Source organism: Brevundimonas sp. NIBR11 (genome assembly GCF_027912535.1).
GTDB lineage: Bacteria > Pseudomonadota > Alphaproteobacteria > Caulobacterales > Caulobacteraceae > Brevundimonas.
In genome coordinates this window covers 2219415-2241543 of the sequence record NZ_CP115465.1, presented here as the reverse complement: position 1 = coordinate 2241543, position 22129 = coordinate 2219415, and the positions used below count along the sequence as shown (strand labels likewise).

The 22129-nt window shown below is 67.1% G+C and carries 20 protein-coding genes; 16 read left to right on the top strand and 4 right to left on the bottom strand.

Annotated features, from left to right (window positions below):
• Window positions 1-79 precede the first annotated feature (79 nt).
• The 11 genes from O5O43_RS11300 to O5O43_RS11250 all read left to right on the top strand — a co-directional run bounded on the left by O5O43_RS11300 (window position 80) and on the right by O5O43_RS11250 (window position 11834).
• The gene (locus O5O43_RS11300; protein WP_271083985.1) at window positions 80-232 is read left to right on the top strand and encodes a hypothetical protein; all 153 of its coding nucleotides are present in this window, start codon (window positions 80-82) and stop codon (window positions 230-232) included.
• 100 nt (window positions 233-332) lie between these two features.
• Complete coding sequence (locus O5O43_RS11295; RefSeq protein ID WP_271083984.1) at window positions 333-2072, top strand: dihydroxy-acid dehydratase; 1740 nt, start codon at window positions 333-335, stop codon at window positions 2070-2072.
• A 3-nt stretch (window positions 2073-2075) separates the two neighbouring features.
• Window positions 2076-3086: a ketol-acid reductoisomerase gene (gene ilvC / locus O5O43_RS11290; RefSeq protein ID WP_271083983.1), complete on the top strand. Its 1011-nt coding sequence runs from the start codon at window positions 2076-2078 to the stop codon at window positions 3084-3086.
• Window positions 3087-3119: 33 nt separating this feature from the next.
• On the top strand, window positions 3120-4844 hold the full coding sequence (ilvG, locus tag O5O43_RS11285) for an acetolactate synthase 2 catalytic subunit (RefSeq protein WP_271083982.1): 1725 nt from the start codon (window positions 3120-3122) through the stop codon (window positions 4842-4844).
• Window positions 4844-5104: an ACT domain-containing protein gene (locus O5O43_RS11280; protein WP_271083981.1), complete on the top strand. Its 261-nt coding sequence runs from the start codon at window positions 4844-4846 to the stop codon at window positions 5102-5104. Before ilvG ends, O5O43_RS11280 begins: the two co-directional genes overlap by 1 nt.
• Window positions 5101-6327: a 2-isopropylmalate synthase gene (locus tag O5O43_RS11275; protein ID WP_271083980.1), complete on the top strand. Its 1227-nt coding sequence runs from the start codon at window positions 5101-5103 to the stop codon at window positions 6325-6327. The genes O5O43_RS11280 and O5O43_RS11275 overlap by 4 nt, the downstream gene beginning before the upstream one ends.
• Complete coding sequence (gene leuC, locus O5O43_RS11270) at window positions 6314-7726, top strand: 3-isopropylmalate dehydratase large subunit (protein WP_271083979.1); 1413 nt, start codon at window positions 6314-6316, stop codon at window positions 7724-7726. Before O5O43_RS11275 ends, leuC begins: the two co-directional genes overlap by 14 nt.
• Entirely contained in the window at window positions 7719-8309 is a 591-nt protein-coding gene (gene leuD / locus O5O43_RS11265; protein WP_271083978.1) for a 3-isopropylmalate dehydratase small subunit, read from the top strand. Before leuC ends, leuD begins: the two co-directional genes overlap by 8 nt.
• On the top strand, window positions 8309-9409 hold the full coding sequence (gene leuB / locus O5O43_RS11260; protein ID WP_271083977.1) for a 3-isopropylmalate dehydrogenase: 1101 nt from the start codon (window positions 8309-8311) through the stop codon (window positions 9407-9409). Before leuD ends, leuB begins: the two co-directional genes overlap by 1 nt.
• A gap of 191 nt (window positions 9410-9600) precedes the next feature.
• Window positions 9601-11067 carry an ammonium transporter gene (locus O5O43_RS11255; RefSeq protein WP_271083976.1) on the top strand — a complete coding sequence of 489 codons (1467 nt, stop codon included), beginning with the start codon at window positions 9601-9603 and terminating at the stop codon, window positions 11065-11067.
• A gap of 74 nt (window positions 11068-11141) precedes the next feature.
• The gene (locus O5O43_RS11250) at window positions 11142-11834 is read left to right on the top strand and encodes a TorF family putative porin (RefSeq protein ID WP_271083975.1); all 693 of its coding nucleotides are present in this window, start codon (window positions 11142-11144) and stop codon (window positions 11832-11834) included.
• 64 nt (window positions 11835-11898) lie between these two features.
• Here the strand turns inward: O5O43_RS11250 and O5O43_RS11245 are convergent, their stop codons facing one another.
• Entirely contained in the window at window positions 11899-13518 is a 1620-nt protein-coding gene (locus O5O43_RS11245) for an alpha-glucosidase (RefSeq protein WP_271083974.1), read from the bottom strand.
• A 170-nt stretch (window positions 13519-13688) separates the two neighbouring features.
• On the opposite strand from O5O43_RS11245, the gene O5O43_RS11240 reads away from it, so the two are divergent.
• The gene (locus tag O5O43_RS11240; RefSeq protein WP_271083973.1) at window positions 13689-15194 is read left to right on the top strand and encodes a glucose/galactose MFS transporter; all 1506 of its coding nucleotides are present in this window, start codon (window positions 13689-13691) and stop codon (window positions 15192-15194) included.
• A 29-nt stretch (window positions 15195-15223) separates the two neighbouring features.
• Here the strand turns inward: O5O43_RS11240 and O5O43_RS11235 are convergent, their stop codons facing one another.
• Genes O5O43_RS11235 through O5O43_RS11225 form a run of 3 tightly spaced genes read right to left on the bottom strand, consistent with a single transcriptional unit; the run spans window position 15224 to window position 16959 of the window.
• A complete protein-coding gene (locus tag O5O43_RS11235) occupies window positions 15224-15847 on the bottom strand; it encodes a DUF1190 domain-containing protein (RefSeq protein ID WP_271083972.1) in 624 nt (207 codons plus the stop codon).
• Between the two features lie 8 nt (window positions 15848-15855).
• Window positions 15856-16266: a DUF350 domain-containing protein gene (locus tag O5O43_RS11230; RefSeq protein WP_271083971.1), complete on the bottom strand. Its 411-nt coding sequence runs from the start codon at window positions 16264-16266 to the stop codon at window positions 15856-15858.
• A 30-nt stretch (window positions 16267-16296) separates the two neighbouring features.
• Window positions 16297-16959, bottom strand: coding sequence for a YjfK family protein (locus tag O5O43_RS11225; RefSeq protein WP_271083970.1), 663 nt, complete (start codon window positions 16957-16959; stop codon window positions 16297-16299).
• A 332-nt stretch (window positions 16960-17291) separates the two neighbouring features.
• Here O5O43_RS11225 and O5O43_RS11220 point away from each other — a divergent pair, with 332 nt between their 5' ends.
• The 4 genes from O5O43_RS11220 to O5O43_RS11205 all read left to right on the top strand — a co-directional run bounded on the left by O5O43_RS11220 (window position 17292) and on the right by O5O43_RS11205 (window position 22115).
• Window positions 17292-17729 (top strand): YjfI family protein, encoded by a 438-nt coding sequence (locus O5O43_RS11220; RefSeq protein ID WP_271083969.1) that lies wholly within the window; start codon window positions 17292-17294, stop codon window positions 17727-17729.
• Between the two features lie 18 nt (window positions 17730-17747).
• The gene (locus O5O43_RS11215; protein WP_271083968.1) at window positions 17748-18491 is read left to right on the top strand and encodes a PspA/IM30 family protein; all 744 of its coding nucleotides are present in this window, start codon (window positions 17748-17750) and stop codon (window positions 18489-18491) included.
• An 11-nt stretch (window positions 18492-18502) separates the two neighbouring features.
• Window positions 18503-19663, top strand: coding sequence for a glutathionylspermidine synthase family protein (locus O5O43_RS11210; RefSeq protein ID WP_271083967.1), 1161 nt, complete (start codon window positions 18503-18505; stop codon window positions 19661-19663).
• A gap of 148 nt (window positions 19664-19811) precedes the next feature.
• The gene (locus tag O5O43_RS11205; protein WP_271083966.1) at window positions 19812-22115 is read left to right on the top strand and encodes a glycoside hydrolase family 3 N-terminal domain-containing protein; all 2304 of its coding nucleotides are present in this window, start codon (window positions 19812-19814) and stop codon (window positions 22113-22115) included.
• Window positions 22116-22129: the final 14 nt, after the last annotated feature.

The following is a 22129-nucleotide window of genomic DNA, read 5'->3' as shown; positions in this document are numbered from 1 at the left end:
ACATTGGAAAATTCTTCCCATTTTCAGTTGTGCGACGCAGCGATCTCTGGCTTTATATTGCGGTAACCAGGAGTTGGCCGTGAGCCAGTCGAACCGTACCACCTCGATCCGCCGCACGGCTCGCGCTGTCGTCGTGACGCGTCCTGCCCCCACGCCCGCCGCCCTGACCACCCTTATTCTCACCGTATTCCTTGGCCTGCTCTCCGGAGCGGCGTGGATGCGACTGACCTGAACCCAAGCAAAGTCAGGATCGACCGCAGCCACCCGCTCCCGAAAGGAAGCGGGTTTTTTGTTGCGCCGATCCGAGCCCTCTCTCGGAACGCCTTTTTGCAATGACGCAAGATTTCACCCCGGACGACACCTCGCCGCCGCCTCAGCGACGCAGCGCGGTCGTGACCGCTGGAGCCAACCGTGCGGCGGCGCGCAGCTATCTGCGCGCCGCCGGCATGCAGGACGAAGACTTCGACAAGCCGATGATCGCGGTGGTCAACACCTGGTCGTCGGTCACGCCGTGCAACATGCATCTGGATCGTCTGGCCAAGGACGTGCGCGCCGGCATCGTCGCGGCCGGCGGCTATCCGATCGACTTCAACACCATTGTCGTCACCGACGGCATCTCCATGGGCACGCCGGGCATGAAGGCCTCGCTGATCTCGCGCGAAGTCGTGGCCGATTCGATCGAGCTGGCGGTGCAGGGGCATCAGCTGGACGGCGTCGTCTGCATCGTCGGCTGCGACAAGACGATCCCGGCCGCCGCCATGGCCCTGGCCCGGATGGATATCCCGGGTCTGGTCTACTACGGCGGGACCATCATGCCGGGCGTCATCGGCGGCAAGGAGATCTCCATCCAGGAGGTGTTCGAGGCCATCGGCGCGCGCGGGGCCGGCACGATCGATGACGATCAGCTGAAGATGGTCGAGAGCGCGGCCTGTCCGGGCGCGGGCGCCTGTGGCGGTCAGTTCACGGCCAACACCATGGCCATGGCCCTGGCGGTCATGGGCCTGTCGCCGATGGGCGCCAACGACGTTCCGGCCGTCGATCCGATGAAGGGCGCGCAGGGTCACCGCTGCGGCGAACTGATCGTCGAGCGTGTCTTCGCCGGCGACACGGCCCGCAAATACATCACCCGCGCCTCGCTGAAGAACGCTGCCGCCGCGGTCTCGGCTTCGGGCGGATCGACCAACGCCGTCCTGCACCTGACCGCCATCGCCATCGAGGCGGGGATCGAATTCGGCGTCGAGGACTGCAACACCGCCTGCGAAGACACGCCGGTCATCTGCGACCTGAAGCCGGGCGGCCGGTTCCTGGCCTCGCATCTGTTCGCGTCGGGCGGCACCCGTCTGGTCACCCAGCGCTTGGCCGAGGCCGGCAAGATCGTGAACGCCCCGACCGTCTCGGGCCGCAGCCTGTTCGCCGAGGCCGCCGAGGCCGAGGAAACTCCGGGCCAGCAGGTCGTCTCGACCGTCGCGGAGCCCTTCAGCCCGCGCGGGTCCTACGCCGTGATCTACGGCGACATCGCGCCCGACGGCGCCGTCATCAAGCTGACCGGCCACAAGGTCGACCGCTTCGAGGGCCCGGCCTGCGTGTTCGACAGCGAGGAAGACGCCTTCCACGCCGTCCAGGATGGGTCAGTCGGCGAGGGCGATGTCATCGTTATCCGCTACGAAGGTCCGCAAGGCGGTCCGGGCATGCGCGAGATGCTGCAGGTCACCGCCGCCCTAAAGGGTCGCGGCATTCACGATGTGGCCCTGATCACCGACGGCCGGTTCTCGGGCGCCAGCTACGGCTTCGTCGCCGGCCATGTGTCGCCGGAAGCAGCGGCGGGCGGCCCGATCGCCCTGATCCGCGACGGCGACCGCATCACCATCGACGTCACGGCGCGCCGCATCGACGTCGCCGCCGACCTGGCCTCGCGTCGCGAAGGTCACACCCAACCGCCGCTGAACGCCGCCACTGGCGTCTTCGCCAAATACCGCGCCTCGGTCGCCTCGGCCTCGCAGGGCGCCGTCACCATTCCCAACCCGCCGCCGGCACAGGTCCGTGCGGAAAACCGTCAGACGCAGGAAGCCTGAGCCATGGACATCTACACCAACGACGATATCCGTCCCGGGGTCATCGCCGGCCAGCGCATCGCCGTCATCGGCTACGGCTCGCAAGGTCGCGCGCACGCCCAGAATCTGAAGGACTCCGGCCACGACGTGATCGTCGGCGTCCGTCAGGGCGGCAAGGGCTGGAAGCATGCTCAGGCCGACGGCTTAGCGACGGCCGAGCCCTCAGAGGCCATCAAGGGCGCGGACATCATCGCCATCCTGACGCCCGACATGGCCCAGGCCGAGATCTACAAGACGATCGTCGAGCCCAACGCCAAGAGGGGCTCGGCCATCCTGTTCGCTCACGGCTTCTCGATCCTGTACGGGCGGGTCACGCCGCGCGCCGACATGGACGTGATCCTGGTCGCGCCCAAGGGTCCGGGCGACCTGGTCCGGCGTGAATACGCCCGCGGCCGCGGCGTCCCCGCCCTGTTCGCCATCGAACAGGACAAGTCGGGCAAGGCCCGCGACCGCGCCATGGGTTACGCCAAGGGCATCGGCGGTGCGACCGGCGGCCTGCTGGAAACCTCCTTCAAGGAAGAGACCGAGACCGACCTGTTCGGCGAACAGGCCGTCCTGTGCGGCGGGGCCAAGGAGTTGGTCATGAGCGGCTTCACCACCCTGGTCGAAGCCGGCTACCAGCCCGAAATCGCCTATTTCGAATGCCTCCACGAGCTGAAGCTGATCGTGGACCTGTTCTACGAGGGCGGCATCACCAAGATGAACGAGTTCATCTCCGAGACGGCCAAATGGGGGTCGGTCTCCTCGGGCCCGCGGGTCATCACTGCCGAGACGCGCGCCCGGATGAAAGAAATCCTGACGGAAATCCAGAACGGGACCTTCGCCCGCGAATGGATCGCCGAGAACGAAGCCGGGAAGGGCGCCTATGACGATCTGGTCAAGGCCGACAGCGAGCATCTGATCGAGTCGGTCGGCGCGGGCTTGCGCGAACGGATGGCCTGGCTGCACGCGCCCAAGACCGCAGAAGCCGCATAGCTCAACCGCAAAAAAGTCAGTCCCAGAACAGCAATGTCCGCCATCGCCACCGCCATCAGCGCCAAGGCCGCAACCGCTCCCCGGAGCGGTGCGCAGCTGCTCGTCCAGACCCTGGATCGGCTGGGCGTGGATGTGGTCTTCGGCTATCCGGGCGGGGCGATCATGCCGGTCTATGACGCCCTTACCGGCGCGGGCGTGAAGCACATCCTGGTTCGCCACGAGCAGGGCGCGGCCTTCGCCGCCGACGCCTATGCCCGGGCGACGGGCAAGGTCGGCGTCTGCATGGCGACCTCGGGTCCGGGCGCGACCAACCTGATCACCGGCATCGCCAATGCGATGATGGATTCTGTGCCGATGGTCTGCATCACCGGCAACGTCGCCACCCATCTGATGGGCACCGACGCCTTCCAGGAGATCGACATCCTGGGCGTCACCCTGCCAATCGTGAAGCACTCCTGGGTCGTCCGCGACCCGGCCGACGTCCCGGCGGTGATCGAAGAGGCCTTCCACGTCGCCCGTTCGGGTCGCCCCGGCCCGGTCCTGGTCGACCTGCCGAAGGACGTCCAGGTCGGCACGACGACCGAGGACTTCGGCTTCCACTATCCGAACGAGACGACGCCGATCGACCACGCCGCCATCGCCGAGGCGGAGCAGCTGATCCGCGCCGCCGAACGTCCGCTGATCTACATCGGCGGCGGGGTGAAGATCGCCGGCGCCGTCGAGGCCCTGCGCGACTTCGCCGAGCGGACCGGCATCCCGAGCGTCTCGACCCTGAACGCCTTGGGCTCGATCCGCACGGATGCGCCGGGCTTCCTGGGCATGCTGGGGATGCACGGAACGAAGGCCGCGAACGAGGCGGTGCAGGAGGCGGACCTGCTGATCGTCTTCGGCGCCCGTTTCGACGACCGCGCGACCGGCAAGCTGAACGAGTTCGCCCCCCATGCGAAGGTCGTCCACTTCGACATCGACCCGGCCGAGATCAACAAGCTGCGGAACGCCCATGTCCCGGTCGTCGGCGACCTGAAGGCGGGCATCGAGGCCCTGACCGACCGTGTCTCGGCCAAGGCGTTGGCCATCGATCCGTGGATCATCCGCTCGACCTCGAACGCGAAGCGGAACGCCTTCCGCTACGACGCGCCGGGCGAGGGGGTCTATGCGCCGGCCCTGCTGAACGAACTGTCCAAGACCGCCGGTGACAGCTTCATCGCCGCTTGCGACGTCGGCCAGCACCAGATGTGGGTCGCCCAGCACTGCGAGTTCGCCCGCCCCGAAGCCCACCTGACGTCGGGCGGTCTGGGGGCGATGGGCTATGGCCTGCCCGCTGGTCTGGGCGCCAAGCTGGCCAAGCCCGACGCCCACGTCGTCACCGTCTCGGGCGACGGCAGCTTCATGATGAACATCCAGGAGCTGGCGACCCTGCGCCGCTACGGCGTCGCCCTGAAGATCGTCCTGCTGGACAACTCTTCGCTGGGCCTGGTGCGCCAGTGGCAGGAGCTGTTCTTCGCCGAGAACTATTCCGAGGTCGATCTGTCGGACAACCCGGACTTCGTCGCGGTGGCGGAAGCCTTCGGCGTCGAGGCCTTCATGATCAACCAGCGGGATCAGGTCACCGACGGCATCGCCCGTCTGCTGGCCGCGCCGGGGCCGTGCCTGATGCACGTCCTGATCGACCCCAAAGAGAACGTCTGGCCTCTGGTCCCGCCGGGAAAGAACAACGCCGAAATGCTTCACGACACGCGCTTCGAAGGAGACATCTGATGAGCGACACCATCCATATCCAGATCGACCGGGCCGACGGCTCGCTTCAGCGCCTCATCGGTCTCGTGGAGCGTCGCGGCTTCCACATCGACGGCATGAGCCTGTCGGACGAGGGCGCCATGCGCCGCGTCCAGATGCAGGTTCGCGGCCGCGATGCAGGCCGTTGCACCGAGAACCTGGGCCGCCAGATCGACAAACTGATCGGCGCGACCCGCGTGGGCTTCACGGCCTCGACCCAGAACTATGGAGCGGCGGCGTGAGCGGTCCGATCATCGAGCGAGTAACCAACGACCCGAACCGGGTCATCGTCTTCGACACCACCATGCGCGACGGCGAACAGGCGCCGGGCTTCTCCATGACGCCCGCCGACAAGGTTCGCATGGGCCGCACCCTGAAGGCCCTGGGCGTCGACGTCATGGAGGCCGGTTTCGCCGCCGCCTCTCCTGGCGACGAGGACTGCATCCGCGCCGTCGTCGGCGAACTAGCCGAGGACGATTCCGGTCCGGTCTTCTGCTCCCTGTCGCGTTCGAACGAGGCGGACATCGATGCCTCGTATCGCGCGCTGCGCGGGACGAAACGCCGTCGCTGCCACGTCTTCATCGGCACCAGCCCGATCCACCGCGCCGCCAAGCTGCGGATGACGCCGGATCAGGTCCTGGCCCAGGCGGTGCGCTCCGTCGAATACGCCCGCACCCATTTCCACGATGTCGAGTTCTCGGCCGAGGACGCTATCCGCACCGAACCGGAGTTCCTGGCTGAGGTGCTGGAAGCCGCGGCCGGCGCGGGGGCCTCGACCCTGAACGTGCCCGACACGGTCGGCTATGCGACGCCGGACGAGATCGCATCGCTGTACCGTTTCCTGATCGGCAAGGTCCGGCCGCGTTTCCCGAACGTGATCTTCTCGGCCCACTGCCACAATGATTTGGGTCTGGCCGTCGCCAACAGCCTGTCGGCCGTCGAGGCGGGCGTGCGTCAGGTCGAGTCGACCATCAACGGCATCGGCGAGCGCGCCGGCAACGCCGCCCTGGAAGAGGTGGTCATGGCCCTGCGAGTGCGAGCCGAACGCTATGGCGTCACGACCGGCATCGACACGACCAAGCTGCTGGAAACCAGCCGGATGCTGAGCCAGATCACGGACACGCCGATCGTCCGCAACAAGGCCATCGTCGGCATCAACGCCTTCGCCCACGAGGCCGGCATCCACCAGCACGGCATGTACGCCGACGCCCGCACCTATGAGATCATGCGCCCCGAGGACGTCGGTTTCACCGGCAGCTTCTTCGTCTTGGGCAAGCATTCGGGCCGGACGGCGGTGCAGAAGCGGGCCGAGGTGCTGGGCTATCCGCTGGCGGGCGAGCGGCTGAACGACGCCTTCGCCGCTTTCAAGACGCGTGCCGACGAGATCGGCGAGATCGACGACGCCGAACTGATCGCCATCTGCACGGCGACGGCTCAGAAAGAAGCCGCGTATGTCGCGGCCTAAAACGCTGTTCGACAAGGTCTGGGACCGCCACGTCGTCACGCCGGAGACCGACGCGACGCCGGGCGTGCTCTACATCGACCTGCATCTGGTCCACGAGGTCACCAGCCCCCAGGCCTTCACCGAGATCGAGGCGAGGGGGCTGAAGGTCCGTCGTCCGGACCGGACATTCGCCACCCTGGACCACTCGATCCCGACCCTGCCGGCCGGACCGGACGGGCGGAAACCCTATGTCACCGCCGAGGCCGAGGCCCAGGTACACCGGCTGGAGGCCAACTGCGCCGCCCACGGCATCGAACTGGCGGGCTGGGGCTCGGGCGACCGGGGCGTGGTCCATGTCATGGGACCGGAGCTGGGCCTGACCCAGCCGGGCATGACCGTCGTCTGCGGCGACAGTCATACGGCGACCCACGGCGCCTTCGGGGCCCTGGCCTTCGGCATCGGCACCTCCGAAGTCGGCCACGTCCTGGCGACCCAGTGCCTGTTGCAGCGGAAGTCGAAGGCCATGCGGGTGACCGTGACCGGGCAGCTGACGCCCGGCGTGTCGGGCAAAGACGTGGCGCTCGCTGTCATCGCCGAGCTGGGCTTCGGAGGCGGCACCGGCTTCGTCATCGAATACGCCGGGGAAGCGGTGCGGTCGCTCGACATGGAAGGGCGGATGACCCTGTGCAACATGTCGATCGAGGCCGGGGCGCGGGCGGGCATGATCGCGCCGGACGCGGTCGCCATCGACTGGCTGCGCGGTCGCAAACATGTGCCGGCCGATTATGAGGCGGCAGCCTCCGAATGGCTGAAGCTGGCGAGCGATCCGGGCGCGGTCTTCGACAAGGAGGTCGTGATCGACGGCGCGGCCATCCGCCCCATGGCGACCTGGGGCACGACGCCGGATGCGGGTTCGCCGATCGGCTCGAGGGTGCCCGAGCCCAAGTCGGACAGCGACCGCAAGGCCCTGGCCTATATGGGCTTCGAGGCCGGCGAGACGACGACGACGCAGGCCGTGGACGTGGTCTTCATCGGCTCCTGCACCAACGGCCGTCTGCCCGATCTGCGCGCCGCCGCCGAGGTGCTGCGGGGCCGTAAGCTGAAGGCCGGCGTCCGCATGCTGGTCGTGCCGGGGTCGGAGGCCGTGCGTCGCGACGCCGAGGCCGAAGGCCTGCATCACGTCTTCATCGAGGCGGGCGCCGAATGGCGCATCCCGGGCTGCTCCATGTGCATCGCCATGAACGGGGACTTCGTCGCGCCGGGCCAGCTGGCCGTCTCGACGTCGAACCGCAACTTCGAAGGCCGTCAGGGCAAGGGCGCCCGCACCATCCTGGCCAGTCCGGCGACGGCGGCGGCTTCGGCCGTGGCCGGGGTGCTGACCGATCCGCGCGTTTATCTGTCGGAGGCCGCGCATGCCTGAGCCTTTGAAAGTGCTGCAGTCGCGGACCCTGGTCCTGACCCAGGCCAATATCGACACCGACCAGATCATCCCGGCCCGCTTCCTGACGACGACCGAGACGACGGGTCTGGGGGCCAAGGCCTTCTACGACTGGCGCTACGAAGCGGATGGCTCCGCGCGGCCGGAAGCCGTGCTGAACCGTATCGATCCGAGCGAGCATCGCATCCTGGTCGCTGGCGACAATTTCGGCTGTGGCTCGTCGCGCGAGCATGCGCCATGGGCCCTGTATGATTACGGTTTCCGGGCGGTGATCTCTACGTCGATCGCCGACATCTTCACGTCGAACGCGCTCAAGAACGGCTTCCTGCCCGTGGTCGTCGATCAGGCGACATGGGACGATCTGGTCGCCGATCCCGAACAGGTCGTGACCATCGATCTGGAGGCCGAAGAGGTGCGGCGCGGCAACCATGCGCCCGTCCCGTTTGCCGTCGAGCCCTTCGCCCGTCAGTGTCTGCTGGACGGCGTCGACACCCTGGGCTGGCTCATGAAGTCCATGCCCGCCATCGAATCTTACGAACAAGCCCACTCGCCGGAGCCCGCGTGATGCCCAATACCCAGACCTACAACATCGTCCTGTTGCCCGGTGACGGCGTCGGTCCCGAGGTCACCACGGCTGCCCGAGACGTGCTGCGCGTCATCGGCGACTTCTATGGACACCGGTTCGCGTTCGCCGAGCACCTGATCGGCGGCGCGGGCATTGACGCGACCGGCGATCCCCTGCCGCCCGAGACGACGGCGGCCTGTCTGGCGGCGGACGGGGTCCTGCTGGGCGCGGTCGGCGGGCCGAAATGGGATGGCGGAACGCGTCGTCCGGAAGAGGGCCTGCTGGGCATCCGCAAGGCCATGGGGCTGTTCGCCAACCTGCGCCCGCTGCAGGTTTCTCCGGTCCTGGCGCACCGTTCGCCGCTGAAGAAAGAGATCGTCGAGGGCGTCGATCTGATCGTGTTCCGCGAGCTGACCGGCGGCGTCTATTTCGGGGAGAAGACCCGCGCCGACAGCATGGCCTCGGACCTGTGCATCTATACGGTCCCGGAGATCGAGCGCGTCGCCCGCGCCGCCTTCAAGACCGCCCTGCAACGGCGCGGCAAGGTGACCTCGGTCGACAAGGCCAATGTCATGGAAACCAGCCGCCTGTGGCGCGAGGTCGTGACCCGCATCCACGCCGAGGAATTCCCGCAGGTCCAGTTGGAGCATGCCCTGGTCGATTCCATGGCCATGCACCTGATCCGAAAGCCGCGCGACTACGATGTCATCCTGACGGAGAACATGTTCGGCGACATCCTGTCGGACGAGATCTCGGTGCTGGGCGGATCCATCGGCCTGTTGCCGTCCGCATCGCTGGGGGAGTCGGGCCCGGGCCTGTTCGAGCCCATCCATGGCTCGGCGCCGGATATCGCGGGTCAGGACCTGGCCAACCCTGTCGGGGCAATTCTGTCGGCCGCGATGATGCTGCGTCACAGTCTGAATCTTGAAGACGAAGCCTCGTCGATAGAAGCGGCGGTCGCGGCGGTTCTGGCCGCCGGCGCCACAACCGCCGACCTGGGCGGAGACCTGGGTACGCGCGCGGCAGGCGAGGCGATCATCGACGCCATCAAGGCCATCCACTGGGCCGCCGCCCATCGGGTGCAAATGCACTGGGGTTAACCTTTTCCCATCCAGGCAGCCATCCGCCGAAGCTGTGCTCAGAGGGCACGGCCAAGGTAAATCCATCCCCGATCGCGTTTCATCGCAGCTGACAGAAACACGAAAATTGCGCTGATCGCAGATAGTCTCTTGCGCGATGTCGCGTTGCGATAAACAGTTCGCAACTGCGAGATCACAGAGGGGATGCTTTCATGTCGCAGCTGCTTAACCGTCTACCAGGCCTTCTGGCCCTTATCTGTCTAACCATCGGCCTGTTCTGCGCGGGCGGAGCCTTCGCGCAGGACGCCGCTCCCACGCCGCCCATAGCCGAGGTCGCCGCCCCCGCTGCCGTCGAAGCCTCGGGCTCTGGCGCCGCCGCCACCACCGTCGCCGCCGCTGAAGAAGCCGCCGCCCCCGCCGAGGAGGCGGCGGCTTCTCCGCTTCTGGGTCACCAGGCGGCGCTTGAGCTCGACGCGGCGGGGACCAGCTGGCTGGGGGTCTCCACCGCCCTCGTCCTGTTGATGACCCTGCCAGGCCTGGCGCTGTTCTACGGCGGCATGGTCCGCAAGAAGAACGTCATCGCCACCATCACCCAGTCGGTCGGCGTCTTCGCCGTGGTGACCCTGGTGTGGTTCATCGCTGGCTATTCGATCGCCTTCAGCGCCAACGGCAACGAGGCGCTCCAGCCCTATGTCGGCGGCTTCGACGCCCTGTTCCTGGACGGGGTGACGCTGCAGACCGCCAACAGTCTGCTGCCAGGCATTCCGGAGTTCCTGTTCATCTCCTTCCAGATGACGTTCGCCATCATCACCCCGGCCCTGATCACCGGCGCCTTCGCCGAGCGGTTCAAATATTCGGCCCTGCTGCTCTTTACCGCCCTTTGGTCGCTCCTGATCTATGCACCAATCTGCCACTGGGTGTGGGGCGGCGGTTTCCTCGGCGGCGCCGGGGTGCTGGACTTCGCCGGCGGCGCGGTCGTGCACGTCAACTCGGGTGTGGCCGGTCTGGTCTGCGCCATCTTCCTGGGTCGCCGCAAAGGGTATGGGATTGAACCGATCAACCCGCACAATCCGGTCCTGACCATGATCGGCGCCTCTTTGCTGCTCGTGGGCTGGATCGGCTTCAACGCAGGCTCGGCGGGCGCGGCCAACGAGCTCATGGGCGTGGCTCTGCTCAATACCATTCTGGCCGCCGCAGCCGCCGCCCTGACCTGGAAGATCGTCGAGGTCATCGAGAAGAAGAAGGTCTCGCTGATCGGCATGCTCAGTGGCGTCGTCGCCGGTCTGGTCGCCATCACCCCGGCAGCCGGTTTTGTCGATCCCAAGGGCGCGGTCATCATCGGCCTGATCGCCGGACCGGTCTGCTACATCTCTTCGGTGTGGATCAAGAAGCTGCTCCGCTACGACGACTCGCTGGACGCCTTCGGCATCCACGGTGCAGGCGGCCTCATCGGCGCGCTTCTGACCGGCGTGTTCGCCTCGAGCGCGATCAACAGCCTGGGCGAAGGCGCCAACATCCCCACCCAGGCCCTGGGCCTGGCCTGGACGATCGCCTATTCGGCCGTCGGCACCTTCGTCATCCTGATCATCTGCAAGTTCACGACGGGCCTGCGCGTGACGGATGCCCAGGAGGCCGAAGGTCTGGACACCACCCTCCACGGCGAGGCCCTGGAACACTGACAACCCCGCCGGGCGCGTCCTCCCACGTGCCCGGCGATCACCTGACGATCCAACACATTCACGGGGATACCGAGATGAGATCACATGCCTTCTGCGTGGCGATGGCTGCCGCCCTTTCCACGCTCACGGCCGCCGGCGCGACGGCCGCCCAGGACATCGACGTCGCCTTCAACGCGGCGCTGACATCCGACTACGTGTTCCGAGGCGTCAGCCAGACGAGCGAGGATCCGGCGCTGCAAGTCGGCGTCGATCTCACGAACGGCGGCTTCTACGTCGGGGCGTGGGCCTCCAACGTCGATTTCGGCGACGACACGGACGCCGAAATCGACCTCTATGGCGGCTATCGCACCGAGGTCGAGGGCTTCGCGGTCGACTTCGGGATTGTGGGATACACCTACGTCAACTCGCCTTCGATCCCCGACGCAGGTTATGGCTATGTCGAGTTCAAGGCCGCAGCCTCGCGGGCGATCGGCCCGGTCACCGCCGGAGCCGCGGTCTACTATTCGCCCGACTTCTTCGGCTTCGATGACGAAGCCACCTACGTCGAAGGCAATGTGGCGTTCGCTCCGGCCGACAAGTGGACGGTCTCGGGCGCAATCGGCAAACAGTTCCTGGACTTCAGCGACGACTACACGACCTGGAACGTCGGCGTCGGCTATGCTCTCACCGACAATCTCGTGGCCGATTTTCGCTATCACGACACCGACGTTGAAAACTCCGACCTCTACGACGGCCGCGTCGTAGGCACGATCAAGGTCCTCTTCTAAATCCGGACTGATCCGCAGAAGCCGGAGGAGGCGCACCCAGGGGGGCGCCTCCGTTCGTCGGGGCCTAGTCGCGCGACAGGATCAGCCCGGCCATGGGCGCGAGCCAGCCGGCGTTCGGGTCGGGCGCGTTCACCGCCTCGACCACCGACCACCCCGACGGCGCGGTCCAGTCGAGGCCGGCGTGGCCCAGGTTGAAGACGCACAGCAGGGTCTCGCCCTCGAAGACCCGTTCGAAAACCAGCAGGTCTGCCGTCGCTTCACGCACCGTCATCGACCCCAGCCGAAGGGCGGGATGGGCGCGGCGCAGAGCGATGATCCGGCGGGCCAGATGCAAGGTCGAGGCGGGGTCGGCGTCTTGGGCGTCCGCCGCCAGATCGCGGTGACGCGGATCGATCGGCAGCCAGGGCTCGACGGTCGAGAACCCCGCGAAATCGGCCGTCGCCTTCCACGGGATCGGCGTGCGGGCGCCGTCGCGCCCCAGGGTTTCGGGCCAGTTGGCGATGGCTTCGGGATCGACCAGGCGTTCGAACGGCACCTCGGCCTGCGGCAGGCCCAACTCCTCCCCCTGGTACAGGAAGACGTCGCCGCGCAGACAGATCAGCAGCAGCAGGGCCATTTCGGCATAGGCCTTGGAATCCCTCCCCTCGGCCCAGCGCGACACCGCGCGCGGCGCGTCGTGGTTGGAGAAGCTCCACGACGGCCAACCCTCGCCTGGTGCGCCCGACCACAGGGCGGGCCCCTGCACCACAAGTTCGGGCGTCAGCCGGTCGGCGTAGAGATAAAGGAAGCCGTAGGCCGAATGCATCCGGCCCGGCGCGGTATAGGCCTTCATCTCCTCGTTCGCCTTCTCGCCCACCACCTCGGCCAGCAGGAAGCGGTCGCCGTCGTAGCTGTCGGTCAGGCGACGCAGGCGGCCGACGAAATCCAGAATGCCGGGCTGGGACTGGTTGTGGTCGTGGCGCTGGAAGTCGAACGGCCGTGTCCGCTTGCCGGGGCGCTGGTCGGCCGGATTGTCGGTCAAGGCCGGGTCGTGCATGGCGAAGTTCAGGGCGTCGCAGCGGAAGCCGTCCACGCCGCGATCCAGCCAGAACCGCGCGGCGTCCAGGAGCGCGTCCTGAACCTCCGGCAGGGCCGTGTTCAGCTGCGGCTGTGAGGCCAGGAAGTTGTGCATGAAGTACTGGCCGCGCCGCGCGTCCCAGGTCCAGGCCGGGCCCCCGAACACTGACTGCCAGTTCGACGGCGGCGATCCCTCCGGCTTGGCGTCGGCCCAGACGTACCAGTCCGCCTTCGGGTCGGTCCGGCTGCGTCGGCTCTCCTGGAACCAGGCGTGCTCGTCGGAGGTGTGGGCGTAGACCTGATCGATGATGACCTTCAGACCGAGCACGTGGGCGCGGGTGATCAGTCGATCGAAATCGTCGATCGTGCCGAAGATCGGGTCGACCCCGACATAGTCGGAAACGTCGTAGCCGAAGTCCTTCATCGGCGAGGTGAAGAAGGGCGACAGCCAGATACCGTCCACGCCCAGCGAGGCGACGTGGTCCAGACGCGCGGTGATCCCCGGCAAGTCGCCGATACCGTCGCCGTTGGTGTCAGCGAAGGAGCGGGGATAGATCTGATACATCACCGCACCCCGCCACCATTCGGGGCCGGGTTCTGGAACGGGAGGGGGGAAGGGCGTGGTCATGGACGGACCAGACCACCCGACAGGCCATCCGTCCACTGTCCTGTCGGCGTCCGGTCAGGCCACTTTTCGTTACGCGGCAGAAGATCGGACTGGACGGCGCGGCCCAGCCGGGCGACGCATGGGATGAAGCGGTTACGGGCGGCCAACGCCCGAGAGGAAACGGAGCCAGGATGACCGACGCCACGACCACCCCCGCCAAAGGCACGGGTCTCGCCTTCGCCTATGTGACGACCCTGTTCTTCGCCTGGGGATTCGCCACCTCGCTGATCGACCCGCTGGTCGCGGCGGTCCGCGGCGTGTTCGAGCTGAGTTTCACCGAGGCCCTGCTGACACAGTTCGCCTGGTTCACGGCCTATGGCGTCTTCGCCCTGCCTGCCGCCTTTGTCCTGGCGCGACTGGGCTATGCGCGATCGATCGTAGGGGCGTTGGGCGTCATGGTGCTGGGGGCATTGATCGTGCCGCTGTCGACCATTCTCGACTTCTATCCCGGCGTGCTGATCGCCCTGTTCGTGATCGGGGGCGGGGTGACCCTGCTGCAGGTCGCGGCCAATCCGCTGGCCGCAAGCCTCGGTTCGGAGAAGGGCTCGCACTTCCGGCTGGTTCTGTCTCAGGCGTTCAACTCCCTGGGCACGGTGGTTGGACCGCTGCTGGGCGCCACGGTCATGCTGTCGGGCGGCATCTTCGTCGCGGGCGGGGTGACGGCGCTGGGGTCGTTCAGCGCCCTGATCCTGCTGGGCCTCGGCGTGGTCTTTGGCCTGGTCGCCGGCGCCCTGCTGGGCGGTCTGCGTCGTGATCTGAAGGGCTGGATCCCGCTGGGCGCCGCGATCGGTCTGGCGGTCGGCTGGCTGATTTTCCTGCAGAACTACATCGGCGGCCTGGCGCCGTCCCTCTCGCCCGCCGCTCCGGTCGAAGCCGCGACGCCGGTGCTGGATCCGACGCTGCGCGCCCAGACCCTGGCCAACATCGACACCGTCTTCATCGGCCTGGCCATCTTCTTCGCCCTTCTGGGCGGCTTCATCTGGCTGATCCGTTCCAAGCTTTCCACCTCGGCGTCGACTGAGAAGGGGGCCTCGCCCTTCGAAGCTCTCAAGTCGAAATGGGCGATCTTCGGCGCCATCGGCATCTTCATCTACGTCGGGTCCGAAGTGGCCATCGGCAGTCTGATGACCAACTTCCTCGAAGCCCGGAGCATTCTCAGCCTTTCGCCCGCCGACGCCGGTCGTCTGGTCGCCCTCTACTGGGCCGGCGCCCTGATGGGGCGGTTCGCGGGCAGCGCGCTGTTGACCCGCATTCCTGCCGCCCCCCTGCTGGCCGTCTTCACGACCGTGGCGGCGGTGCTCTGCCTGGTGGTCACCCAGACAGGCGGGGCGACAGCGGCCTTCGCCGCCCTGGCCGTCGGCCTGTTCAACTCGATCATGTTCCCGGCGATCTTCACCCTGACGCTGGAGCGTTCGACAGCGCCGGCCTCCGCGACCTCGGGGCTTCTGGTATTCGGCATCATCGGCGGGGCGGTCCTGCCGCTCGTCGCGGGTCGGGTGGCGGACATGGCCGGAACGATCAATCCGGCGTTCTTCGTGCCGCTGGCGGGTTATGTGCTGCTGGTGGTGTTCGCGGTCGCCGCCTCGCGCGCGCCGGTGCATGCGATCGGCGCAGCCCCGAAGACGGGCGGGCACTAGGCTTTTCCCTTTCCCTCCGGGAGAGGGCTTCAGCCCCCGTAACCCCGGCCGCCGCCGCCGAAGCCGCCGCGCGAGACGACGGTGGTGCGGCTCTGCACGCGGCTCGGGGCCTGACGCGCGACGTCGGTCCCGTAGTCGCGGCCGTTGGCGACCTGACGCCCCGTGCGGTAGTCGCGGCTCAGATAGCCGCCGCCGTAGCCGTTCTGGTAGTTGCCGTCGCGGTCGCGATACAGGGCGCCGCCGCCGCGATAGCCGCCGCCGTTCAGCAACTGGCCGATGACGAAGCCGGTCAGAAGCGGGGTGAAGAACGAGCCGCCGCCCTGCTGGTTCGGACGGCACTGATCCGGACCCCACTGGCCTTCGCATTCCGACTGGGTCGCATAGCGGGGGGCGGTCTCAGCGGCCTGGGCTCGGGCATTGGCGTCGGCGGCGTCGCACTCGGCGTCGGTGATGTCGTTGGCCGCCTTGCACTCGTCCAGCGAGGTATAGGCCAGGGCGGGTTCCGGCTCGGGCACGGCGACCTGGGGCGCACCACAGGCGGCCAGGGAGAAGGAGGCCGTCGCCATCAGACTGGTGATCTGAAGCGTCTTCGACCGCTTCATCCGGCGGATGGTCGTCGTTTCTTGCGCGGCGGGGGAGGGGGTGTCACTCATGGTCGCCCTCACGTTGTCATGCAGGCGGCGTTCAGCAAGCCGACGCAGATGGAAATCGAGGCCAGATAGATGGACGAGGCGACCTCGCCCTTCTCGATCCGCTCGGCCAGGTTTTTGAAGGCCAGCTTTGACACGATGACGAAGACCACGATCTGGATGACGCCGGCCAGGGTCGCCCAGGCGGCGAACTCCGTCAGGCTGACCGTGTGCGACAGGGCTGAAGCCAGCGGAAGGACATAGCCGATCAGGGCGCCGCCCAGGGCGATGGCCGCCGCTGGGTTGCCGTCCCGGATCAGGGTTCGCTCATGGTACGGGGTCACCCACTGGTAGATCAGCTTGAAGGCCAAGGTGAAGACGCCCGCCGCGGCGAAGGCGATGACGAAGGCCGTGGCCCCCGTCTGGAATGCGAACCAGTCCATCGTCTCAGTGCTCCAGATTTGCGGCGCGGTTCACGCCGTGAACTCGCCGACTTCCAGGGGGATGCCGACCATGATCTCGTGCGAGATGTCGGCGGATTTTCCGGGGGCCTTTTCGGGCTCCATCTCCAGCGCCAGCATCAGCTCGCGTCCGCCCGCCAGTTCGCGCGCGTAGAGCATGCAGGTCTGGAAGATCCGGCCGTAGGGAACGGTCGCCGTGCGGTCGTCCCAGAGGGACTCCCACATCGTCACCGGCGGCTGCCGTGCATCGCTTTCGGCGAACCAGAAACGCGGCCAGACCCCGACCTCTTCCGGCGTGCCGTCGAAGACCGGCTCCGACAGGCGGTCGCGCCAGAGGCGGCGCTCGCGCTCGCCAGGCGGATAGGCGCTGGTCCAGGGGATGAAGAGGGAGAAGTCATAGGCCTCGGCCCCCGTCGCATCGTCGCTCATGGCCTGAAGCATGACGTGCTCGTCGGTATAGAACCGGTGCACAGTCTGGCCGCCGTCCAATACGATCGTCCCTTGCGCCGTGATCTCCAGCGCGTCGGTGTCGAGATTGAACACCGTCTCCGGCTGCAGGCGGCGCCATGCCAGAGGGTCCAGCGACACGGTCCGGCCCACGGTGATGTTCCTCACCACCGCCAGCCGATTGGCCGGTTCCGCAGCAGGCTGTCCGCCGAAGAGACGCTTGAACATGGTCCGGTCTTTACGCTGCGATTGTCGCAGCCACGAATGAAATTTCGCATCCCGCTTGCCGCACGTCAAGCGTTCATGTTACGCGTTACATGTACATGACGGAAGCCGCCGACATTCCTCAGCCCGCCTCTGGCACGGATCGTATCCGCGCCTGGCGAAAGGCGCGTCGCGACGCCGGTCAGGTCAAGCTCGAGTTCTGGGTGCCACAAGCCTGCCGAGACGATGTCCGAGCCGCCGTTCACGCCATCGTCACCGACTCGACGCGCGGACCCGAGCTTGCGCCCCGCCGTCCCCGTCCCACTTCTTCTTCGTCAACCGGAGCCGATCCTCACATGGACGCCGTCATCGAAACCGCCTGGACCGTTCCCGCCGTGAAGGCGGCGCTGGAGGAGACCTCGCTCGTCCGCGAGGGCGAGCTGACCGCCCGGGTGCTGGAGGGGGCCGATCCGGTGCTGCTCGTCACCATGCACGAATACGGCGATCTGCCGATCTACCTTTCGGTCGGCGGCGCCCAGATCGTCTGTTCGGTTCTGCTGTGGCCCGTGTCGGAGCAGTCGGACACCGCCCGGTTCAACGAGTTCCTGCTGAAGGCCCAGCGCGTGGTGCCCCTGTCGAACTTCGCCATCACCACGGTCGGGGATCAGGACGTCTACGAGCTGATGGGCGAGCTGTCGTCCAAGACGACGCTTCAGACTATCCTGATCGAACTGCGGACCCTGGCCGAGAACGCCATCGATGCGACGTCCCTGCGCGACACTTTCGCCGCCTGAACCGGAGACCTGATACCCATGTCCATGCTGTCCAAACTCTCCGCCCTGTTCCGCGGTACGGCCCATGATGCGGCCCAGTCCGTCGTCGACCAGAACGCCCTGAAGATTCTCGACCAGGAAATCCGCGACGCCGACACCGCCCAGGGCAAGGCCCGCGACGACCTCGCGGGCCTCGTCGCTCGCCGCCGCATGGCCGAGAACGAGCTGACCTCCTTTCGCGACCAGATCGCCAAATACGAAAGCTCGGCCCGCTCTGCCCTCGGTCAGGGCAAGACCGATCTCGCCCGCGAGGTGGCCGTTCGCATCGCCGAGCTGGAGTCCGAGATCGGCACGCGCGGCCCGCTGATCGAGGGCATGAAGGAGGCGGAGACCCGCCTGCGCACCGCCATCGCCTCGACCGACCAGAAGATCGAGACCCTGCGTCGCGAAATCGACATCGTGAAGGTCAACGAGAGCGTCCAGCGCGCCCAGACCTCCGTCGCCCTGCAATCGGCCGGCGCCCATTCACGCATCGGCTCGGCCGCCGACAGTCTGCAACGCATCAAGCAGCGCCAGGCGGTGCAGGAGGAACGGCTGCGCGTCGGCCAGGAGTTCGAAGACAAGCGCACCGGCGCCGACCTCGACGCCAAGCTGAAGGAGGCGGGCATCCTGCCGGGCCACTCCTCGGCCGACGACGTTCTGGCCCGCCTGACGCAATCGGATGTGACGGTTGTGACGCCGCGCATCGGCCAAGGGACGCCGGGCGAGAAAGAGCCGGGCTGACCGCCGCAACCATGGATCGCCTCATCCTCCCCGAACGCCCGGACTGGCAGGCGAAGGCCGAGCGTCTGGGCTTCACCTGGCATCATATCTCGGGCGAGCCCTACTGGACCGACGACGTCGCCTACGCTCTCACGCTGGAGCAGGTGGAGGCGGGTATCGAGAACCCGACCGCCGAACTGCACCAGATGTGTCTCGACCTGGTCGACGAGGCGGTGAAGTCCGAACGGTTGATGGCTGAACTCGATATCCCGGAAAAGCTCCGGGACTACGTGGCCGACAGCTGGAAGCGGGGCGATCCGTCCCTCTATGGCCGGTTCGACTTCGCCTATGACGGGACGGGCCCGGCCAAGCTCTATGAGTACAACGCCGACACTCCGACCTCGATCTACGAGAGCGGCGCCTTTCAGTGGCTGTGGCTGGAGGACCGGATCGCGGACTGCTCGATCCCGGCCGACGCCGACCAGTTCAACAGCCTGCACGAAAAACTTGTCGCCCGTTTCCGCCAGATATTCCCGAACAGCGGCTTCGTGCATTTCTCGTCCGATCCGGATTTCGTCGAGGATCGCCAGACGGTGCTCTACCTCGAGGATCTGGCGAAACAGGCGGGGCTGGATCCAAAATTCGTAGCCATCGGCGACATCGGCCTGAACGCCGACGGCCGGTTCGTGGACGAGGAAAACTGGCTGATCCAGGCCCTGTTCAAACTGTATCCATGGGAACAGATGCTGCGCGACGACTACGCCCAGCCCCTGCCGACCGCAGACGTTCTGGTGCTGGAGCCGGCGTGGAAGTCAATCTTGTCCAACAAAGGCATATTGCCGCTGCTGTGGGAGCGCCACGCGGGGCACCCCAACCTGCTGGAAGCCTATTTCGAGGACGATCCGCGCGCCTCGGCCTTGTCGGTCGCCCATGTGCGCAAACCCCTGTTCTCGCGCGAGGGCGACAACGTCACGATCGTCGAACCCGAACACACCGAACATGGAAATGACGGCGGTTATGACGGCCGCGCCATCGTCCAGGCCGTCCACGCCCCGCCGATGTTCGGCGGCCGTTACGCCATCGTCGGATCCTGGGTCGTGGGTGAGGAGCCCGCAGGCATGTCCGTGCGCGATGACACGGGTCGGATCACGAGCAACACTTCGCAGTTCGTGCCTCATTTCATCCGCGACTGATCCGTGCCGATTGCCGCCTGAAGCGAAGTAACCGTTTACAAGACCGCTCATCCATGGTCGGAACGGCGCGTTTCCCGGCGAAACACGCCGTGACCTGACTTCGCCCTGATCCCCCCTTATCGGTTCGCCCATGACTGAAGAGCAGACGATGATGGACACCCGCACGCCTGATCGCCGCGCCATTCTGGCCGCCGCCGCCGGGCTGGCGACGTTCGGCGCGGCCATGGTGGCGGCTCCGCGCGGCGCCGCGGCCAAGGAAGCGGCCGACCTGGACCGCGTGGACGCCCTGATCGCCCGCATGACGATTCAGGAGAAGGCCGGCCAGCTGAACCTGCTGGGCGATCCCTTCCGCTTCCGGCCCATGAATGTGAACCCGCTGGACGGTCAGGGAGACCCCGCGCGCGTGACGCAGATGATACGCGATGGCACGGTCGGCAATCTGTTCAACGGCGTGGGCGCCGAGGCGGGTCGCCGCATCCAGACCATCGCGGTCGAGGAAAGCCGGCTGGGGATCCCCCTTTTGTTTGCCGCCGACATCATCCATGGCCTGAAGACGGTCTTTCCGGTTCCTTTGGCCGAGGCCTCCGCGTTCGATCCGGACCTTGCCCGGCGTACGGCGCGGGCGGCGGCCTTGGAAGGCGCGGCCTCGGGCATCCACCAGACCTATGCCCCCATGGTCGATGTGGCGCGCGACCAGCGCTGGGGTCGCGGCGTCGAAGGCGCGGGCGAAGACGTCCTGTTGAACGAGATCCTGGCGATCGCCCGCGTCCAAGGCTTCCAAGGCGACAAGGGTCTGGCCGACCGCGACGCGCTGCTGGCCACGCCCAAGCATTTCGCCGCCTATTCCGCCGGTCTGGCGGGGATGGAGTACAATTCCACCGATATGTCCGAGGCGACGCTGCGGGGGACCTTCCTGCCGCCATTCAAGGCCGCGTTCGACGCGGGCGCCCTGTCGGTGATGACGGCCTTCAACGACCTCAATGGGGTTCCGGCGTCCGGCAATCCGTATCTGCTGACCGACATCCTACGCGACGAGTGGGGCTTCACCGGCTTCGTCGTCTCGGACTACACCGCCGAACAGGAGCTGATCGCCCACGGCTTCGCCGCCGACGGTCGGGACGCCGCCCGTATCGCCCTCCTGGCCGGCATGGATATGTCCATGGTGTCAGGCCTGTTCCTCGAACACATCCCCGACCTGGTCGAGACGGGACACGTGCCGATGGCTCGCGTGGATCAGGCCGTGCGCCGGGTCCTGATGACCAAGGCGGCGCTCGGCCTGTTCGACGATCCCTATCGTGGCTGCGATCCGGTGCGCGAGCGTCTGGTCGTCGGTTCGCGCGAGCACCGCGACCTGGCCCGTGAGGCCGCCGTCAAATCCATCGTCCTTCTGAAGAACGAGGGCGACCTCCTGCCGCTGAAGAGCGAGGGCCAGAAGATCGCGCTGATCGGGCCCTTTGCCGACGACGTCGACAATGTTTTCGGCCCCTGGACCATTTGGGGCGACGAGAACACCCGCGTATCGCTGGAGACCGGTTTCCGGGCCGCCATGGCCGACCCGCAGGACCTCAGTATCTCGCGCGGTTCCGGCGTCGAGGAGGCGCTGGCGGGCGGGATCGACGAGGCGGTGCAGGCCGCGCTTGCAGCCGACGTCGTGGTCCTGGCTCTGGGCGAAAGCTCGCGCATGTCGGGCGAGGCCCAGTCGCGCACCGAGATCGACATCCCGGCGCCCCAGCGCGCCCTCGCCGAAGCCGTGGCCGCGACCGGCAAGCCAATCGTGGTCCTGCTTCGCAACGGCCGCGCCATGGAGCTGTCGGGCGCCGTCAAGAACGCCCAGGCCATCGTCGTCACCTGGTTCCTGGGCGGAGAGATGGGCAACGGCGTCGCCGACATCGTCTTCGGCAAGGCCTCGCCGTCGGGCCGCCTGCCGGTCAGCTTCCCGCATCGCTCGGGCCAGCAGCCCTTCAGCTACGACCACAAGGTCACCGGCCGTCCGGCCAACAACGCCCTGGCGTCCCAGGAATACGTCGCCCGCTATCGCGAGACGACCAACACCGCCCTCTATCCGTTCGGCCACGGCCTGACCTACGGCGCGGTGGCCTATGGAGAGGTGACGCCCGCCGAAGCGACCCTGGATTGGACCGGCGAAGTCGAGGTCTCGGTCGAGGTGACCAACGGCGGCGACCGCGATGCGGTCGAGACGGTGCAGCTCTACATCCGCGACCGCGTCGCCGATCTGACCCAGCCGGGCCGGCGTCTGCGCGACTTCCGCAAGGTGGCGCTGGCGGCCGGAGAGACGCAGACCGTGACCTTCACCATTCGTCGCGCGATGCTGGAATACGTCGGCGCCGACGGCGCACCGACGGTTCAGCCGGGCGCCTTCGACATCTGGCTGACGTCCTCGGCCCAGGCCGGCCGTCCGGCGACCCTGACCCTGGGGTCTCGCACAGCTTGAACGCGGTGAGGCGA

Coding starts and splice junctions, on each gene's coding strand:
- O5O43_RS11295 (WP_271083984.1), top strand. CDS start 333: ATGACGCAAGATTTCACCCCGGACGACACCTCGCCGCCGCCTCAGCGA.
- O5O43_RS11215 (WP_271083968.1), top strand. CDS start 17,748: ATGTCCATGCTGTCCAAACTCTCCGCCCTGTTCCGCGGTACGGCCCAT.
- leuC (WP_271083979.1), top strand. CDS start 6,314: ATGTCGCGGCCTAAAACGCTGTTCGACAAGGTCTGGGACCGCCACGTC.
- O5O43_RS11230 (WP_271083971.1), bottom strand. CDS start 16,266: ATGGACTGGTTCGCATTCCAGACGGGGGCCACGGCCTTCGTCATCGCC.
- O5O43_RS11250 (WP_271083975.1), top strand. CDS start 11,142: ATGAGATCACATGCCTTCTGCGTGGCGATGGCTGCCGCCCTTTCCACG.
- O5O43_RS11235 (WP_271083972.1), bottom strand. CDS start 15,847: ATGAGTGACACCCCCTCCCCCGCCGCGCAAGAAACGACGACCATCCGC.
- O5O43_RS11220 (WP_271083969.1), top strand. CDS start 17,292: ATGGACGCCGTCATCGAAACCGCCTGGACCGTTCCCGCCGTGAAGGCG.
- leuD (WP_271083978.1), top strand. CDS start 7,719: ATGCCTGAGCCTTTGAAAGTGCTGCAGTCGCGGACCCTGGTCCTGACC.
- ilvC (WP_271083983.1), top strand. CDS start 2,076: ATGGACATCTACACCAACGACGATATCCGTCCCGGGGTCATCGCCGGC.
- O5O43_RS11245 (WP_271083974.1), bottom strand. CDS start 13,518: ATGACCACGCCCTTCCCCCCTCCCGTTCCAGAACCCGGCCCCGAATGG.
- leuB (WP_271083977.1), top strand. CDS start 8,309: ATGCCCAATACCCAGACCTACAACATCGTCCTGTTGCCCGGTGACGGC.
- O5O43_RS11280 (WP_271083981.1), top strand. CDS start 4,844: ATGAGCGACACCATCCATATCCAGATCGACCGGGCCGACGGCTCGCTT.
- O5O43_RS11225 (WP_271083970.1), bottom strand. CDS start 16,959: ATGTTCAAGCGTCTCTTCGGCGGACAGCCTGCTGCGGAACCGGCCAAT.
- O5O43_RS11240 (WP_271083973.1), top strand. CDS start 13,689: ATGACCGACGCCACGACCACCCCCGCCAAAGGCACGGGTCTCGCCTTC.
- ilvG (WP_271083982.1), top strand. CDS start 3,120: ATGTCCGCCATCGCCACCGCCATCAGCGCCAAGGCCGCAACCGCTCCC.
- O5O43_RS11205 (WP_271083966.1), top strand. CDS start 19,812: ATGATGGACACCCGCACGCCTGATCGCCGCGCCATTCTGGCCGCCGCC.
- O5O43_RS11210 (WP_271083967.1), top strand. CDS start 18,503: ATGGATCGCCTCATCCTCCCCGAACGCCCGGACTGGCAGGCGAAGGCC.
- O5O43_RS11255 (WP_271083976.1), top strand. CDS start 9,601: ATGTCGCAGCTGCTTAACCGTCTACCAGGCCTTCTGGCCCTTATCTGT.